At 62.4% G+C, this 16,831-nt stretch carries 11 protein-coding genes; 9 read left to right on the top strand and 2 right to left on the bottom strand.

Features of this window, described 5'->3' with window-relative positions:
* The first annotated feature begins 126 nt into the window (after window positions 1-126).
* The 4 genes from P0D68_RS16115 to P0D68_RS16100 all read left to right on the top strand — a co-directional run bounded on the left by P0D68_RS16115 (window position 127) and on the right by P0D68_RS16100 (window position 7,480).
* Window positions 127-1,290: a porin gene (locus tag P0D68_RS16115; protein ID WP_408468669.1), complete on the top strand. Its 1,164-nt coding sequence runs from the start codon at window positions 127-129 to the stop codon at window positions 1,288-1,290.
* 183 nt (window positions 1,291-1,473) lie between these two features.
* Window positions 1,474-2,727, top strand: a complete 1,254-nt coding sequence (locus P0D68_RS16110; protein WP_408297613.1) for an efflux RND transporter periplasmic adaptor subunit — start codon at window positions 1,474-1,476, stop codon at window positions 2,725-2,727.
* A 60-nt stretch (window positions 2,728-2,787) separates the two neighbouring features.
* A complete protein-coding gene (locus tag P0D68_RS16105) occupies window positions 2,788-6,018 on the top strand; it encodes an efflux RND transporter permease subunit (protein ID WP_408297615.1) in 3,231 nt (1,076 codons plus the stop codon).
* Window position 6,019: 1 nt separating this feature from the next.
* A complete protein-coding gene (locus P0D68_RS16100) occupies window positions 6,020-7,480 on the top strand; it encodes an efflux transporter outer membrane subunit (RefSeq protein WP_408297617.1) in 1,461 nt (486 codons plus the stop codon).
* Window positions 7,481-7,631: 151 nt separating this feature from the next.
* Here P0D68_RS16100 and P0D68_RS16095 read toward each other — a convergent pair whose 3' ends face one another.
* Entirely contained in the window at window positions 7,632-9,590 is a 1,959-nt protein-coding gene (locus P0D68_RS16095; protein ID WP_408297619.1) for an AI-2E family transporter, read from the bottom strand.
* Between the two features lie 137 nt (window positions 9,591-9,727).
* Complete coding sequence (locus P0D68_RS16090; protein WP_408297621.1) at window positions 9,728-11,008, bottom strand: DUF445 domain-containing protein; 1,281 nt, start codon at window positions 11,006-11,008, stop codon at window positions 9,728-9,730.
* A 204-nt stretch (window positions 11,009-11,212) separates the two neighbouring features.
* Between P0D68_RS16090 and P0D68_RS16085 the strand changes: the two genes are divergently transcribed.
* The 5 genes from P0D68_RS16085 (at window position 11,213) to P0D68_RS16065 (ending at window position 16,822) form a co-directional block, all read left to right on the top strand.
* Window positions 11,213-12,355, top strand: coding sequence for a metallophosphoesterase family protein (locus P0D68_RS16085; RefSeq protein WP_408297623.1), 1,143 nt, complete (start codon window positions 11,213-11,215; stop codon window positions 12,353-12,355).
* Window positions 12,352-14,976 carry an AAA family ATPase gene (locus tag P0D68_RS16080; protein ID WP_408297625.1) on the top strand — a complete coding sequence of 875 codons (2,625 nt, stop codon included), beginning with the start codon at window positions 12,352-12,354 and terminating at the stop codon, window positions 14,974-14,976. The genes P0D68_RS16085 and P0D68_RS16080 overlap by 4 nt, the downstream gene beginning before the upstream one ends.
* Window positions 14,977-15,235: 259 nt before the next feature.
* The gene (locus tag P0D68_RS16075; RefSeq protein ID WP_408186265.1) at window positions 15,236-15,712 is read left to right on the top strand and encodes an Hcp family type VI secretion system effector; all 477 of its coding nucleotides are present in this window, start codon (window positions 15,236-15,238) and stop codon (window positions 15,710-15,712) included.
* A 19-nt stretch (window positions 15,713-15,731) separates the two neighbouring features.
* Entirely contained in the window at window positions 15,732-16,214 is a 483-nt protein-coding gene (locus P0D68_RS16070) for a DUF2778 domain-containing protein (RefSeq protein ID WP_408186266.1), read from the top strand.
* Window positions 16,211-16,822, top strand: coding sequence for a hypothetical protein (locus tag P0D68_RS16065; protein WP_408297629.1), 612 nt, complete (start codon window positions 16,211-16,213; stop codon window positions 16,820-16,822). Before P0D68_RS16070 ends, P0D68_RS16065 begins: the two co-directional genes overlap by 4 nt.
* The last annotated feature ends 9 nt before the right edge of the window (window positions 16,823-16,831 follow it).

Raw genomic sequence — 16,831 nt, 5'->3', positions numbered from 1 at the left:
AAATCGCACGCAGAATCTGTCTTCAATGCGAATTCAAATGAATTGGAGATGGGTGCATCCTGGTTGCGGCAGGTTTGTTCTTATGTCGGCAACTTAGTTTTAAGATAAAACGCCAAGGTATTTCAAATGAAAAAAATCATTACTGCGGCCGCCGTATCCGCCACTTTTGCGTGCGCGGCGCACGCCCAGAGCAGCGTTACGCTTTACGGCATTGTCGATGCCGGTCTGACGTACGTGAGCAACGAAGTCAGCAAGGATTCCACCGTCACGTCCGACGGGCGCGTCACGAATGGCAAGGCCATGTTCGGCATGACCGGCGGCAACATCCAGCCGAGCCGCTGGGGCCTGCGCGGTGTCGAAGATCTGGGTGGCGGACTGAAAACGGTCTTCAACCTGGAAAGCGGCTTCAACATTGCCAACGGCAACCAGGCGGTGTCCAACAAGCTGTTCAACCGTCAGGCGTACGTCGGCCTGTCCAACGATTACGGCACGGTTTCGTTCGGCCGCCAGTACGATTCCGTAGTCGACTATCTTGCACCGCTCACGGCGGCCGGCAGCTGGGGCGGCACGTATTTCGCGCATCCGGGCGACAACGACAACGCCAACTCCTCGATTAGCGTCAACAACTCGGTCAAGTTCCAGAGCGCGAACTACGGCGGCTTCTCAATGAGTGGCCTGTACGGCTTCTCGAACAATGCGGGCTTCGCCGACAACCGGGCGTACAGCGTCGGTGCGGGTTACCGCAACGGTGGCTTGCAACTGGGTGCGGCCTATCTCCAGTACCAGGGCATGGACCTGAACCAGAGCAATGGCGCGGTTAGTGGCGGCACCTTCGCGGCGTCCGCCGTCAGCGGCGTTCAGAATCAACGCACCTGGGGTCTCGGCGGAAGCTACGCATTCGGTCCGGTCATTCTCGGCACCGTATTTACGCAAAGCCGCTTCCAGGACAAGTTTTCGGATATCTCGGTTCGCTATAACAACTACGAGGTCAATGCACGCTACAACCTGACGCCGGAACTGGGTCTGGGCGCGGCCTACACCTACACGCAGGCATTGCGCGCGGCGCCGGGCACTAGCGACACGAATACCGGCGCGGCCCACTGGAATCAGTTCGGACTGCAGGCTGACTACTCGCTGTCCAGGCGTACCGACGTTTATGCGGAAGCGGTCACGCAGCTTGGCGCGAACAACGGTCGCGGCCTGAACACCGTGCAGATCAACGGCACCTCGGCGCCGTCCACGGCGAGCAATCAGTTCCTCGTGACCACGGGCATCCGTCACCGGTTCTGATCTGACTGCTGTTTCCGTTTGCAGGGCTGATGCGACCGACCATGTCTTTCGGGGTGTGAGCGGTTTTCAGCCAGCGCAATTGATTCGCGCACAACTAACGGCCGCGCCTTGCGGCGCGGTCACACGCAATCAATTGCTTTGGCGCGCATGCCCGGCTGTCGAACTATTTTTCACGGACCGTTCATGCCAGTTTTGCTGTTGCGATGCCTGATTCGCTCGTTGAACGCACCGAAACGCCTGCTCGGTGAGACGCGGGGACGGCTAGCGCTTATGTTGGGTCTGTTCGCTTTACTCACCGCCTGCGGCAAGCCCGCCGCTCCCGAAGCCTCCCAGCCGGTCGACGTAACGGTCACGACCGTGACGCCACGCGATACGCCCGTGGACTTCGAGTTTGTTGCCCAGACCCAAAGCTCGCGCGCCGTGGAAATTCGCGCCCGCGTGGATGGTTTTCTCGACAAGCGAGCCTACACCGAAGGCGAGATGGTCCGTCAGGGGCAGACGCTCTTTCTGATGGATCCCAAGCCATTCGAGGCCGCGTTGCAATCGGCACAAGGCGCGCTGGCCCAGCAGCAGGCACGGCTCGGTGTCGCGAAAGCCAATCTCGCGCGCGTCATGCCTCTCGCCGCGCAGAACGCCTTGAGCAAGAAGGATCTCGATGATGCGACCGGCAGCGAGCGCGAGGCCGCGGCCGCTGTCATCGCCGCGAAAGGGCAGGTTGAGGCCGCGCGATTGAACCTCGGCTACACCACGATCAAGTCGCCGCTCGCCGGCTTGTCGAGTTATGCAAGACAGCAGGAAGGCAGCTATGTCACGCCGGCCCAGTCTGGCCTGTTGACGTACGTCTACCAGATGGATCCGATGTGGGTCGAATTCAGCATCTCGGAGAACGAGATGCTGCGGTATCGCGACCAGATTTCAAAAGGCCGGTTGCGCTTTCCCGCTAACGACCAGTTCGAGATCACGCTGTTGCTGGCTGACGGTTCGACGTTTCCCGCGCGCGGGCATATCGACTTTGCCAATCCCGTGTTCAGTGCGCAAACCGGCACGTTCCTCGTACGAGCCGTATTCGCGAATGAAAAAGGTGCGTTGCGCCCCGGCCAGTTCGTGCGCGCGAGGGTGTCCGGCGCCGTGCGGCCGAATGCCGTTCTACTTCCCCAGCGGGCCGTGCAGCAGGGCGTAAAAAGCCATTTCGTGTGGACGGTCGACAAAGACAACAAACCCCACCAACGGGTCGTCGAGATGGGCGAATGGCAGGGCGATGACTGCTTTATCAACGACGGCTTGCGCGCTGGCGACAGAGTCGTTGTGGACGGGGCGCTACGGTTGTCACCCAATGCGGCGATCAGCATAACGGGGAATGCTTCTTCCGTGGAGCATCGCGCCAAAGTCATGCCGCCCGTTGCGCAACAGCAATCCGAACAGAACTCCGCGCGTTAATCCCGCGTTAACTCCGCGTTAACTCTGCGGACTAACTCCGCGCTCCAGGCGGCAAACCGGATGAAGCTCTCCCATTACTGTATCGACAGGCCGATCTTTGCGTCGGTCATCTCCATCGTCATCGCGCTTGGCGGCCTGTTGGCCATGTTTGCCTTGCCCGTCGCCCAGTACCCGGACATCACGCCGCCGCAAATCACGATTACCGCCAGCTACCCGGGCGCCAGTGCCGACGTGGTGGCGAACAACGTTGCCGCGCCTATCGAGCAGCAGGTCAACGGTGCGGACAACATGATCTACATGACCTCGTCGAGTTCGTCGACCGGCAGTTTGACGATCAACGCGTTCTTCCGCAACGGCACCAATCCGGATCTGGCTCAGGTGGACGTGCAGAACCGCGTCAACCTCGCGTTGCCGCAATTGCCGCAGTCCGTGCAATCGCAGGGCGTGCAGGTGCAGAAGAAATCGTCCGCGTTCATGATGGTCATCGCGGTGTACTCGCCCGATCACCGCTTCGATTCGACTTACGTCGCCAACTACGCGAACGTGTATGTGCTCGATGCGCTCAAGCGCATTCCGGGCGCGAACCAGGCCAGCATCTTCGGCACACCCGACTACGCGATGCGTATCTGGTTGCGCCCGGATCGCATGGCGCAGCTCGGTATTACGGCTACCGACGTGCAAAACGCGGTGGCGAACCAGAATCAGCAGTTCGCAGTCGGGCGTCTCGGCCAGGCGCCGACGGGCCTGCCAGTGGAACAGTCGTTCGCGGTGACGACGAGTGGGCGGCTCGCCAACCCCGCCGAATTCGACAACATCATTATTCGCGCGTCGAGCAACGGCGCGGCGATCGTCCGTTTAAAAGACGTCGGCCGGGCCGAACTCGGGCAGAAAGACTATTCGATACGCAGCCGGTTCCAGGGCAAGCCCGCTACGGTGATCGCGATCTATCAACAGCCCGGCGCCAATGCGCTGGATGTATCGAAGCAGGTGCGCGCAACGCTGGCTGAGATGAAACGGTCGTTCCCGGAGGGTATCGACTACAACATCGCAATGGATACCACCGACTTCACGCGAGCGTCGATCGCGGACGTGGTGAAGACTTTCTTCGAAGCCGTCGTGCTGGTGGTGATCGTCGTATTCATGTTCTTGCAGAGCTTTCGCGCCACGCTGATTCCGGTGCTGGCGGTGCCGGTCTCGATCCTCGGGACGTTCATGGGCATGGCCGCTCTGGGTTTCTCGATCAACATGCTGACCATGTTCGGCATGGTGCTGGCAATCGGCATCGTGGTGGACGATGCGATCGTCGTGATCGAGAACGTCGAGCGCAACATGCGCAAGTCCGGCCTCTCGCCGAACGCGGCGGCCAAGCGAGCCATGGATGAAGTATCGGGCCCGGTCGTCACGATCGTGCTGGTCATGTGCGCGGTATTCGTGCCGGTTGCATTTCTGGGCGGCATTACCGGGCAGATGTACAAGCAGTTTGCCATCACCATTGCGATTTCCGTGGTCCTTTCCGGCGTCGTGGCCCTGACATTGTCGCCAGCGCTCGCTGCGGTGCTGCTGAAACCGCAAGCGCATGCAAAACATCGTTTTTTCAGGTGGTTCGATATCGCCTTCGCTCAGGTCACGGCGGGCTATGGCCGCGCCGTGTCGCTCACCATCAGACGCTTTGGCGTTGCGCTGCTGCTATTCGCCGGCATGCTCCTGCTCGCCGTCACGATGATGCGCTCCATTCCGCACGCTTTCCTGCCGCCTGAAGATCAGGGCTACCTGCTCGGCGCAGTCATCATGCCCGATTCGGCGAGTCTCGATCGCACCGGGCGGGTGTCGTCGCGCGTGACCGACTACTTTGCGAAGCAACCCGGGGTGGGCAGCGTCACCGTGGTCGATGGTTACAGCCTGCTCGACAATCAGACAATGAATAACGCATCGACATTCTTTGTCGGACTGAAGGATTTCGACGAGCGGTATGCATGGGCGAACATTCGCACGCAGAATGCGCGTGCGTTGCTGCTCGGCGCTTACCGGGCGCTGTCGCGCATCAAGGAAGGTATCGTCGTGCCGGTCAACCCGCCGTCGATTCCCGGGCTCGGCACGACGGGCGGCACCGAAATGTGGATTCAGAGCAAAAGCGACGGGACTACGGCGCAACTCGCGCAGGTCGTGCAGGATTTTGTCGCGAAGGCGAGGGCGCGCCCCGAACTGGCGGGCGTCACGTCGACCTTCAACGCCTCATCGCAGCAGTTGCGTGTCGATGTGGATCGCGACAGGGCGGCCACACTCGGCGTGCCGATCGACGAGGTGTACAGCACGATGCAGACCCTGTTCGGCTCGCTGTACGTTTCGCAGTTCAATCAGTCGAGCCGTCTGTGGCAGGTCATTCTCCAGGCAGAGCCCTCGTACCGGTTGAAGCCCGCGGATCTCGAGCAGGTATTCGTGCGCAGCACCACGGGCACGATGGTCCCGCTCAAATCGGTCGTGATGTATCGGTACGTGACCGGACCGTCCCTGATGACGCGCTTCAACGATTTCCCCGCCGTGCTGATCACCGCCAATGCAGCACCGGGCCACAGCTCCGGCGAGGTGATCGCCGTGCTGGAGGAGCTTGCGCGAACCATGCCCGCGGGATATGGCGTGGGGTGGAGCGGCGAAGCCTATGAGGCCCGCCAGTCAGGCAGCACGTCGGGCCTCGTTTTCGTGTTCGGTCTGGTGATGGTGTTCCTGATTCTGGCCGCGCAATACGAACGCTGGAGCTTGCCCGTCGGCGTTCTGATGGCGGTGCCGTTCGCTCTGTTCGGCGCTTTGCTGGCCATCCTGATAAGAGGCTTGAACAACGACGTCTACTTCCAGATCGGTCTCACCATGCTCGTCGCACTCGCGGCGAAAAATGCGATCCTCATTTTCGAGTTTGCAGTGCTGAATCGCGCCCAAGGCGCAGCGGCGTTCGATGCCGCGGTGACCGCCGCCCGCGATCGGCTGCGGCCGATCGTCATGACGTCGTTCGCCTTCATTCTCGGCTGCGTTCCGCTTGCTATCGCGACCGGCGCGTCGCAAAACAGCCGGCATTCCATCGGCACCGGGGTGATCGGCGGCATGTTGGGGGCGACCGGCGTCGCCGTGTTCTTTATTCCAATGTTCTTCTTCCTGCTCGAATCGGTGAACGAGCGGCGCGCCGGCAAAAAGAACGCAGGCGCGATGCCGGAGAGGCAAGGTGAAGGGAGCCTGGCCGATTCGCCCTCATTGGCTAACAGATCGACCGGTGTGGACCCCGGCACGAAGCGGGGTCATTGACATGCGTCCAGCCGGTTCAAATGTTTCCTGGGTATCGGCACTCGGGCTTTGCCTGTGTCTGAGCGGGTGCGTGATGGGCCCCGACTATGCGCGGCCGTCAATCGCCACGCCGGCCACCTTCCGTTTTTCGGATGGCGCGCAGGCGAAAATCGTCGATACGGCGTGGTGGGCGCAGTTCAGCGATCCAGTGCTGAACGAACTCATTGCCACGGCGCTCGCGCAGAACAAGGACCTGAAAATCGCAGCCGCCCGCGTCGACGAATTTCGCGGTCAATTCGTCACCACGCGCTCGCAACTGTTTCCGCAGATCAGCGCCGGTTTCAACGCCGGTCGCCAGCATGTCTCGCCGCTTGCGCAGGCGTCGTTGCCGGCGGGTCTTGGCTCGGCCTACAACTCGTTCAATGCCACGTTGCCCATCTCATGGGAGATCGACGTTTTCGGCCGTGTGCGGCGTCAGACCGAAGCCGCGCGCGCGAATCTGCTCGCTAGCGAGGAAGGTCAACGGGCCACCATGCTCACGCTGGTGGCGTCGGTTGCCACGTCCTACATCAATCTGCGCAGCCTGGATCAGCAACTCGAGATTGCAAAGGCAACCGCGGCGAGCCGCGAGAGTTCGGTGAAAGTGTTCGAACTGCGCTTCAAGGGTGGGCAGATTTCGCAGGTCGAACTGGCCCAGAGTCAGTCGGAATACGAAGCGTCGCTGGCGGACATTCCCGCCATCGAGGCGCAGATCGGGCAACAGGAAGACGCGCTTTCGGTATTGCTCGGCCTCAACCCCGGTCCGATTCTTCGCGGCCGTACGCTCGATGAACTCCAGTCTCCCAACGTGCCGGCAGGCTTGCCATCCGCGCTGCTCGAGCGCCGTCCGGACGTGTTGCAGGCCGAGCAGAACCTGATTTCCGCCAACGCGTTGATCGGCGCCGCGCGCGCGCTTTATTTTCCGCAGATTTCGCTCACCGGGCTGCTGGGCTCGTCGAGTACGCAGTTGAGCAGGCTCTTTAGCGGGCCGGCGAACACATGGGCGTTTGCAGGCGCACTGACCCAGCCGATTTTCTCCGCCGGCAGCATTGCCGGGCAGGTCGAGCAGGCCAACGCGCGTCAGCAACAGGCGCTGTATGCGTACCAGAAGGCTGTTCAGTCCGCATTCCAGGAGGTCAGCGACGCGCTTCTCGGCGTCGAGAAGTCACGTGAAAGGCTGAGCGCGCAATCTCGCCAGGTGGACGCGCTGAGCGCCTATGCGAGACTCGCGCGACAACGCTATGAAGGCGGCTACACGAGCTATATGGAAGTTCTCGATGCCGAGCGAAGTCTGTTCAGCGCGCAACTGGCTTATGCGCAGACCCGCAGCAATGAGTACACCTCCCTTGTTACACTTTACAAGGCGCTTGGCGGCGGTTGGGGCGCTGACGCGCTTGCCGGATTGGAGCGGGACCGAGCGGCTCTACAAGGCGACACAAGATAGTCGTCGAGCGATTCGGGTTCGTGGCTAGCAGGTGGCGGGGTACAACGTGCAGACTGGCCGGGCAGGTCCGCGGTCGGATCACGAGCTAAGGCTTGCGCGCACGCGTACCCGCGCGGCCGCGCTGGTCGCGCGCGTGGTTGCCGGCGTGCGATCAATCCGCTCCGCCCACGTGCAAAGGGTGGCGCGCATGCTGCAAGGTGGACGCCGCGAGGCATTCCTCGATCATCGCGCGGAAGGTGGGCGCCGCGTGCGAAGCGCCGGTCGCGCCCGACTCGGGGCCGCCCTCCGGTGCGCCGCCCACGCCGAGCACGAGCGTCGCGCGAGGGCGCCATTCCCGCGTGCGTCGCAGCATATTGCGCAAGTACGGCGGCGATTCCGGCGCGTCGAGCGAGACGATGCAGATGACCGACGCATCCTTGAAACTCGGCTCGTCGGCGCGCGCGCTCCGGTAGCCCGAGTGCGTGGCCATCATCGGCGCGAGATTCTGGCGGCCGAGCAATTGCACGGCGATCGCGGTTGTCACTTCGTCGAATGAACCGCGACCGGGCACGCATAGCACGGACGTTTTTTCGGCTGCGCGGGGCATTGGCGGATGGGCCGAAACAGGGCTGCCGTGCCGCTCGGAAAGATCGGCCGAAGCCGAGGCCGACGCGTGCAGCGCGCTCGCGGCGTCGGCGGCTTCGGTGCGCGCCAGGCGGTCCGGCAAGCCGTCCGCGATCTCCAGGTTTTCGACGATGTCCACCAGCGCGTCGTTGACGCGCTGCAACTGGTCCGGCATCAGCACGCCGCGCATCGCATCATTGCGGGCGAGCTTGAGGCCTTCGAGCACGACTGTGTCGTAGTAGTCGATCAGCGACATCTCGCGCAGCAACCGCTCCGCCTGCACGATGGCCTCGTGCGGATCGTCCGCCAGCAAACGCTGATAGAAGTTCTGCGCGGGTGTGAGCGCGGGTTGATCGCCGAGCAGCACCGTGAGGAAGTTCAGCCGGTCCGCGTAGCGCCCCATCGTGACCACGCACAACGTGAGCGGGGTCGACAGGACGAGGCCGATCGGCCCCCACAGCCAGCTCCAGAAAATCGCCGCGACCACCACCGCGAGCGGCGACAGCCCGGAGCGGTGGCCGTACAGCAGAGGCTCGGCGATCTGCCCGGCCACCAGGTCGACCACGATGAACAGAATCAGCGTATAGACCGCCATGGTCCATTGCGGCTGAATCGCGGCAGCAAGGAAGACCGCGAGAATCGCGGCGATCCAGATGCCGATATACGGCACGAAGCGCAGCAAGGCGGCGATCACGCCAAACAGCAGCGCACCCGGCACGCCGATAATCGCGAGCCCAATGGCGATCACCCCGCCCGCGCTGAGGTTCACGCCCAGTTGCGCGACGAAGTAGCGGCTTAGGCGCACGGCGGCGTCGTTGATCGCGGTCGTGGTACGGTGAAGATCGCGCGAACCGAACAGGCTGATCAAACGGTCGCGCAGATCCTCGCGTTGCAGCAGGATAAATATCGTCACGACCAGCACGATAAAGGTCGTCTCGATCGGCGCGATGGCCGGCGACAACGCGCGTTGCGCGAGCTGCATCGGCGTGGGCGCAGGCTCATGCACTTCCACCGGCTGCGGCACGGCGGGCGCGTTGCGCGCCGCGCGTCCGGTGGGGCGCGGCGGGTTCGGTTTGGACGGGGCCACACGCTGCAGTGCGACGGCGGCGCGGCTCATCAGCGAATCGGCGCGGCCGACGGTCTTTTCCTGAACCGTTTCAATCTTCTGCTCGATCGCCACCTGATACTGCGGCAAGTCGCCCGCGAGTTGCACCAGCTGCGCGCCGATCAGCGCGCCGACCGCGAGCAGGCTCGCCAATGCGAATAGCACGGCAATGAAAATGGAGGGCAATTGCCCCATGTGCAGACGCCGCAACATTTGCACGAGCGGCGCGAGCAGGAAGCTGAGCAGCACAGACAGCGTAATCGGGATCAACACCGCGCGGCCGAAGTACAGCCCGCACACCACCACCACGCCGGTGATCACCGAAGCGAGGCCATGCAGGCTGGGCGTGCCCGGCGGGTAAACGCGGTTCGGCCGCCCATTTGGCGGTAACGAGATTTTCATGAGCACACGTTCCGATTCAGAAGCGCTGTTGTTCTTATGCTGATCGCTCGCGGACAAACTGATGGCGTCCGGGCAATGCGCTGGAGCAAGTCATATGCCTGGATTGTAGGCGCTTTGACGCCTCACGGGTCTATCGCCTATCGCAAGTGCAGGCGCAGCAGCTCGAACAGTTGCGAGCTCCCATACAGCAGCAGGCCGATAAAGCCGCCGACAATCGTCCCGTTAATCCGTATGTATTGCAGATCCTTTCCGATGTTCAGTTCGATCTGCCGTGACATGTCGCGCGAGTCCCAGTTCTTGACCGTATCGCTGATATGCCGCGTAAGGAATTGCGCAAAGTCCGGCGCCATGGTGCGCGCCGCTTCTTCGAGGTGGTCGTTGAGCGACTGGCGCAACGCCGGATCGTGCGCGAGTTCGCGTCCGACCCATTGACCCATCGCCATCACACGCGCATGCAAGGCCGAGTCGCTGCTTTGCAGATCGCGCTTGAGCCACGCGCGCAATTCGCCCCACATGTCTTTTACATACGAACTGAGCGCGTCGCCTTCCACAAGGTAGCGTTTCAGTTCCTCGCCTTTTTGCAGGAAGGCGGGATCGGTCTTGAGCTTGTCGATCAGTTTGTGCGCGGCGTCATCGAACTTCTCGCGAAGCTGGTGCGTCGGGTTTTCGCTGATCTGTTCGAGCATGCGGTTGACCGCGTTGGCAAGCGCTTCCGCGCCTTTCTCGCTGAGCCATGCCGAAGGCAGGATCATCTCCATCTTCGGGTATTCGCTCTTCACCCAATCGACGATGCGCTCGGCGATGAACTCGCGCGCCTGCGGCTCGCGCAGCAGCCCGATGACCTGTTCGATACCGGCGTCGAGCAGTTCCTGGTGGCGGCCGTCCTTGGTGAGCGTGTCGAGAATGGCGCCCATCGACTGCGACAGGTCCACCTTGGCCAGCACGTCGCGCAGCGCGTCCTTGATGAAGACCTGAATGCGCACGTCGTCGGTCAATTCCAGAATGCCGCTGGTCAGTTTGACGACGTAGTCGCCTAACCGCGCGGTATTGGCCGGCTGCGTGAGCCAGCCGGTAATGCTTTGCGCCGGGTCGTGTTTCTGGATCAGCCCGACCAGCGAAGGCACATCCAGAAACTTGTCCTTCACGAAGACCGCGAGGTTGTCGGCGATCTTGTGCTTGTTCCTCGGAATGATCGCGGTATGGGCGGAGACGAGCGGGATCGGCACGCGGCGAAACAGGGCGGCCACGGCGAACCAGTCGGCGAGCGCGCCGACCATCGCGGCCTCGGCGATCGCCTTGATGCCGTCCACCCAGACGCCGCGCGGCATGAACGCGGTGACCACGAAAACGCAGGCGGCCGCGAGCAACAGGAGTAAGGGTGTGCGCTTGGCTTTTTTCAGTTCGATGGCTTTGTTCATCGGCGGCAGGGCAGCGGGTTCGGGGCGATTGAAATCATGCGGCGCGCTTCACGCGCGTCCAGAACCGCGAGTGTAGCGCCGCCCGCCAGCCCATGTACCAACCGGCTGGGACTATCTTTAGCGCGCCGGCACGGTAACATCTACGGCTAGGCTGCGCGGGCTCGCCCGGCGAGGCAGATTGCAATTGAATGGAATGGAGGCACAGTGATCAGGTTTCTGCACACCGCGGACTGGCAGATAGGCACGCAATTCGGCCAGTTCGAGCCGGACGAGGCGGCGCACCTTGCCGAAGCGCGCTTCGAGACCGTGCGCAGGATCGCCGCCGAAGCCGCCGCGCGCAAAGTCGACGCCGTGCTCGTGGCCGGCGACGTATTCGATCTGCAAACGGTCTCGGACACGGTGATTCGCCGTCTGTTCGGCGCGCTGCAAGGCTTCACCGGACCGTGGATCATGTTGCCGGGCAATCACGACGCCGCGCTCGTCGAGAGCGTATGGACGCGTGCCCAGCGCCTGAACTGCATCGCGCCGAATGTGCGCGTGGTGCTCGAACCGGGCGTGGTGTTGCTGGACGACTGCCGGTGCGCGTTGCTGTGCGCGCCGCTGACGCAACGCATCACCTACGACGACACCACCGGTTTCTTCGATACCACGCAGACGCCACCCGGCTATCACCGCGTCGGGCTCGCGCACGGCAGCGTGAGCGGGATTCTGCAGGAGGGCATCGACTCGTCCAATCCGATCGCGCCGACGCGTGCCGCGAGCGCCCGTCTGGACTATCTGGCGCTCGGCGACTGGCACGGTCATCTGCGCGTCGACGAGCGCACGTGGTATGCCGGCACACACGAGCAGGACCGCTTCCGGGCCAATGATCCGGGCTTCATGCTCGATGTCACGCTGGCTGAGCCGGGCGCGTCGCCGGTGGTCGAGCCGGTGCGGGTCGGACAATATCAATGGCATCGCTGGGACGAAACCATCGCCGTGCCGACCGATGTGGATGCGCTAAAGGCACGCCTCGCCACCCTGGGCAGTCACGATGTGCTGCGCGTTGCAGTCGCCGGCACGGCCGCGCTCGCCGATGCCGAAGCGCTTCACGTCGCGGTGGAAGAAGCGCGCGCCCGCGTGCGGGCCTTGCGCGTCGATCTGAGCGGCCTGCAAGTGCTGCCCACCGCCGACGACCTCGCCGAACTCGGCGCGCAAAGCGGCTATCTCGCCAAGGTGGTGGCGCGTCTGCGTGGCTTGCAGGAAGACCCGCAGTCCGACCCGCAAGCGGTCAAGCGCGCGGCGGAAGCATTGCTGCTTCTGGCGCGTTTCCAACGTGAACTGCCGCGCGAAGCGAGGTCCGCATGAAGCTGCAAAGTATCGCGATCCAGGAATTCAAGCAGTTCACCGGGCGGCTCGTCATCGACGATCTGCAGCCCGGTCTCAATCTTTTCGTCGGCCCGAACGAGGCCGGTAAGAGCACGATTGCCGAAGCCGTACGCGCCGTGTTTCTGGAGCGCTACAAGGCCTCGCATCTGAAAGACCTGTTGCCGTGGGGCAAGGCGAGCGGACAGCCGTCGGTCGAAGTGAGTTTCGAGCTTGACGGCGCGGCATGCCGGCTGTCGAAGCAGTTCGTCACGCGGCAGCGCTGCGAACTCAAGATCGGCCAGAGCGTGTTCGGCGAGGATGAAGCTGAAGACAAGCTCGCGGCCTTGCTGGGTTTTTCGCGCGCCGCGCGTGGACCGCTGAAGGCAGAGAATGCGGGCGTTCCTGGTTTATTGTGGGTGCAGCAAGGCGGCACGCAGGAAGTGCGCGATTCCACCAGTCACGCCGCTCAGTATTTGCGCGATGCGCTGTCGCAACTCTCGGGCGGCAGCGAATCCGCCGGTGAGGACGCGCTGATCGCCGCCGTGCAGCGCGAGCTTCGGCAACTGCTCACCGCGCGCACGCAGAAGTCCACCGGGCCGCTCGCCGAAGCCGAACAAACCCTCGCCCGGCTGATCGAAGAGCGCGATGAGCTGGAGCAGCAGCGTCAACAGTTCGAGGAGAACATCGCGCGGCTTGCCGCGCAGCAGGAAGCCTTCGACGACACGCAGCGCAAGCGCCCCTGGGAGCTTCACGAGCAGAAAGCCTTGCAGGCGCAGCAGCGCGCCGATGCCGCGGCTGAACTCGAACGCAACCTGCAAGGGCTCGCGCAAGCGCTCAAGGCGAGTGAGGCCGAACTGGCGCTGCCGTTGCAACAGGAGCAGAACGCACTCGAACTGGAAGCCGCCGTCGCGCGCGAGCGGCAGCAACTCGACGCGCTGCGGGCGAGCGTGGCGGCGGTGCAAGCCGAGCACGCACAAGCCGCGGCCAGCGTGGCGCAATTCGAGCAGGCTTTCGCCGATGCGAACCGCGCGCTGGAGTTGGCCAATGCGGCAGTGACGGTGGCCGATCTGCGCAGCCAGATTGAGCTCTATCGGGCCGAGAGCGAGCGGCTCGAAGCGTCGATCGCCGCTGCCGCCAAAGCTAACGACGCAATGCTGGAGGCTGCGCGCGTCGCGGCCACGCTCGAAATCGACGAGGCGAAACTGAAACGGCTCGCTGCGCTCGGCAGCGAGTTGAGCGTGCTGCGCGCGCGCACCGAAGCCGCGATGACGCGCATCGAATACCGCCTGCACGGCGCGATGACCGTTGACGATAAACCGGTGAGCGGTGAAGGCGTGCTACGTCTGGACGGGGAGAAGCGGATCGGCCTCGGCTCGCTCGGCGAATTGCGGGTAGTGCCGGGTGTCTCCGATCTGCCTGCGCGATTGTCCGAACTCGCGTCGCTCGAAGCGCAACATGCGCAGTTGTTGCAGGCGCTCGGTGTGGCGTCGCTCGGCGAGGGCGAATCGCGGCATGAACAGTGGAAGGCGCTGGTCGCCCAGCAGAAAAGCCAGGCGAAGATTCTTGAGGTGCACGCGCCGCAGGGCATCGAGGCACTGCGCGCGGCGGCGGCAACGGCTGCGGCGCGCATGCAGGCGGCCAATGAGCGGCTGGCGAGTCTGCCCGACGTCTCGACCGCGGCGCCGCTCGACGAGGCTCGCCGCAACGCCGAAATCGCACGCGACGCGTTGGAGGCTGCGCGAAAAGTGTTGACGCAGGCGGCCGAAAAAAGATCGACCGGCATGGCCAATGCGGAATCACTTGCGGCTCAGTTGCAGCGGAAGGATGCGCAATTGAGCGACGAAACTTTCCGTCGGAGCCGCGAACAGTGGCAGACGAAAATCGTCGAACAGCGCGTGCAGGTCGAGTCGTTGCGCAAGCAGCGCGAAGGGCGTGAGCGCGAGCTGGAAGCCGCGCGCCTCGATGATCCGGCGGCGGAGGCGAAGCGCTATCGCGCGTCGGCGGAACTCGCGCGCAGCGAGCAGAACGAGCGGCAAGTGCGGATCGCGGGCTTGCGCAGCCAACTGGAGACCGTGGGCGCGTCGGGGCTTGGAGAGCGTCTGGCGGTGCTCAAGGCCAAAGTCGAACAGGCCACGCGGCGCCGGGACGAACTCAGCTTGCGCGCGAGCGCGTTGAGTCTGCTCGACGAAGTGCTGGTGGACGAACGCGACGCCGCAGTCGCGCAATTGCGCGCGCCGTTGACCGAACGGCTCGGGCATTATCTGAAGCGGATTTTCCCGCAGTCGACGATCGCGCTCGGCGACGATTTGAGTCCCGCCACGCTGGATCGCTTTGGCCGTGCGGACACGCTCGATGCGCTGAGCTTCGGCACGCGCGAACAGCTCGGCATTCTGACGCGGCTTGCCTATGCGGATTTGCTGAAGGCATCGGGCCGGCCGACCTTGTTGATGCTCGACGACGCGGCCGTGCATACCGACGCCGCGCGACGCGACGCCATCAAGCGCGCGCTGATCGACGCGGCCACGCGGCATCAGATTCTGGTGTTCACTTGTCATCCTGAGCTGTGGGACGATCTCGGCGTGAGGCAGCGGGCGATTGATGATCTGAAGGTGGCGGCCTAGCTGCCGCGCCACGCAAGCACGGTGTCAGCGATCACCGCGCAAGGCCGCATGAATTGCCACATGCGGCCGATGAATACTCACGCAGATTTGCAGAAAGATCCGATCTCCATCGATAGACATTTCCCCTGAAACTATTGATTCGAGTCTTCGCTGCGGTGTGAGCCTTCCGCCAGGATTGGTTACCCCTGCTTGTGCCGAATGCGTGCGCATGTCCGCGTGACGACCGTCTGAACAGTCGCACGGATCACGGGGATCGCTCATGGCGCAGGATACCTTCATCAAGATTGACGGCATCGACGGCGAATCGCAGGACGCGTCGCATCTGAACGAAATCGACGTTATTGGTTGGCGTTGGAAGGTTTCGCAGGCCTCGACCATGATGTCGGGTTCCGGCGGCGGCGCGGGAAAGGCTACCGTTTCAGACCTGGAGTTCACTCACAAGCTCGACCGCGCGAGTCCGAATCTGACCAGGTTCTGTTTCACGGGCAAGCATATTAATCAGGTGCGGTTGACCGTGCGCAAGGCCGGGGGACTGCCATTCGAATACCTGAAGATCACGATGCACGACGTGGTCATTACACAGGTCGAACCGATCGGCGGTGGCGATGAATGCCACGAAGAGGTTCATCTTTCTTTTTCGACAATGAAGCATGAGTACTTCGTGCAGAACGCGCTGGGGGGAAGCGGCGGTGCGGTGACCGCGACGCTTTATATCAAGAACAACACTGCAAATTGACGGGGCAGGGGCAGAGGAAATGCCGGTCAAGTGTACTTTTGTTCTTAATGGGAAGAACACTTCCACCTTCACGTGCGAGGGAACCGTGCCAGTTACTGCATTTTCTGGAACCGGTCGAGGGCGGGATAATCCTGACGAAACGGCCGTGGAAAACGTTGGGCCGATTCCCAAAGGGACCTACTATCTCGTCGATCGTCAGTCAGGCGGTTACATGGGCTTGATATACGACTGGTGGAACGCGCAGGGTGTTAGCTCTACCGATCGTCGAAAATGGTTCATGCTCTGGAATCCGGCAACGGGGGACACGACTAACATCAATGGCATCAAGCGCGGTAACTTCCGGTTGCATCCAGTCGGGCGCCTCGGGCTGAGTCACGGATGTATCACGATCGCGAGCCCTAATGAATTCGATCGACTTCAGATATTCATTCGTTCGCGAGGACAGACGATGCCCGTGCCGGGGTCTGCCTTGAGGGCCTATGGAACCGTTGACGTCAAATGAACAAGCGCTCACTCATCAACATTGCGACTTACACCGCTTTGATAGTGATGTCCGCGATTGCTGGTTTGCGGACCACGTATCTTATCGACATGCTCCCAATGGAAATGCCTGAGAGCGTGGAAGCATTTATCCGATTCTGGCTGTCCTGCACCGGCACTGAATATCTGGGAAATCCAGACGATATGGAGGTGCTTGCGTTCCTGCTCTATTGGGCGGTCGCCACATTGCTGATTGCAGTGGCACTAATTGGATTCAAACGGTGGCTGTCTCGCTATCTCATTGCCAGAAAGAGTGGTGAAGCGATACCTAAGATGCCTTTGTCCGTAACGCTCGTGGCATGTTCATTTGCGCTTCTCGTCATGAGTAATATTGGTTGGCAACTGTCGAGTCCGCTTACGAGATACCCCCTTCATATACCCGCTCCAGTCAAGGCAGTAGTCAAATTCTACCTATCAGCCACAGGCCAAGGCGCCGGGTCAGATCTCGACGAGAACTTGATTTTGTACGTCATGGACCTTTATTGGGCAATAGCTACCCTGTGCATCGGCGTACCGGTCGTTCTTTGCTGTCTGGCGATACGTCGGTTCATGCGCAGAAAAACCTTATAGCGCACACGT

Source organism: Paraburkholderia sp. RL17-380-BIE-A, assembly GCF_046028085.1.
Taxonomy (GTDB): Bacteria; Pseudomonadota; Gammaproteobacteria; order Burkholderiales; family Burkholderiaceae; genus Paraburkholderia.
The sequence above is the reverse complement of the archived record's forward strand: the minus strand, read 5'-3'. Positions and strand labels throughout refer to the sequence as shown.

What these genes read in the sequence shown, in the direction of transcription:
- P0D68_RS16115 (WP_408468669.1), top strand. Translation starts at nt 127, where the DNA reads ATGAAAAAAATCATTACTGCGGCCGCCGTATCCGCCACTTTTGCGTGC.
- P0D68_RS16110 (WP_408297613.1), top strand. Translation starts at nt 1,474, where the DNA reads ATGCCAGTTTTGCTGTTGCGATGCCTGATTCGCTCGTTGAACGCACCG.
- P0D68_RS16105 (WP_408297615.1), top strand. Translation starts at nt 2,788, where the DNA reads ATGAAGCTCTCCCATTACTGTATCGACAGGCCGATCTTTGCGTCGGTC.
- P0D68_RS16100 (WP_408297617.1), top strand. Translation starts at nt 6,020, where the DNA reads ATGCGTCCAGCCGGTTCAAATGTTTCCTGGGTATCGGCACTCGGGCTT.
- P0D68_RS16095 (WP_408297619.1), bottom strand. Translation starts at nt 9,590, where the DNA reads ATGAAAATCTCGTTACCGCCAAATGGGCGGCCGAACCGCGTTTACCCG.
- P0D68_RS16090 (WP_408297621.1), bottom strand. Translation starts at nt 11,008, where the DNA reads ATGAACAAAGCCATCGAACTGAAAAAAGCCAAGCGCACACCCTTACTC.
- P0D68_RS16080 (WP_408297625.1), top strand. Translation starts at nt 12,352, where the DNA reads ATGAAGCTGCAAAGTATCGCGATCCAGGAATTCAAGCAGTTCACCGGG.
- P0D68_RS16075 (WP_408186265.1), top strand. Translation starts at nt 15,236, where the DNA reads ATGGCGCAGGATACCTTCATCAAGATTGACGGCATCGACGGCGAATCG.
- P0D68_RS16070 (WP_408186266.1), top strand. Translation starts at nt 15,732, where the DNA reads ATGCCGGTCAAGTGTACTTTTGTTCTTAATGGGAAGAACACTTCCACC.
- P0D68_RS16065 (WP_408297629.1), top strand. Translation starts at nt 16,211, where the DNA reads ATGAACAAGCGCTCACTCATCAACATTGCGACTTACACCGCTTTGATA.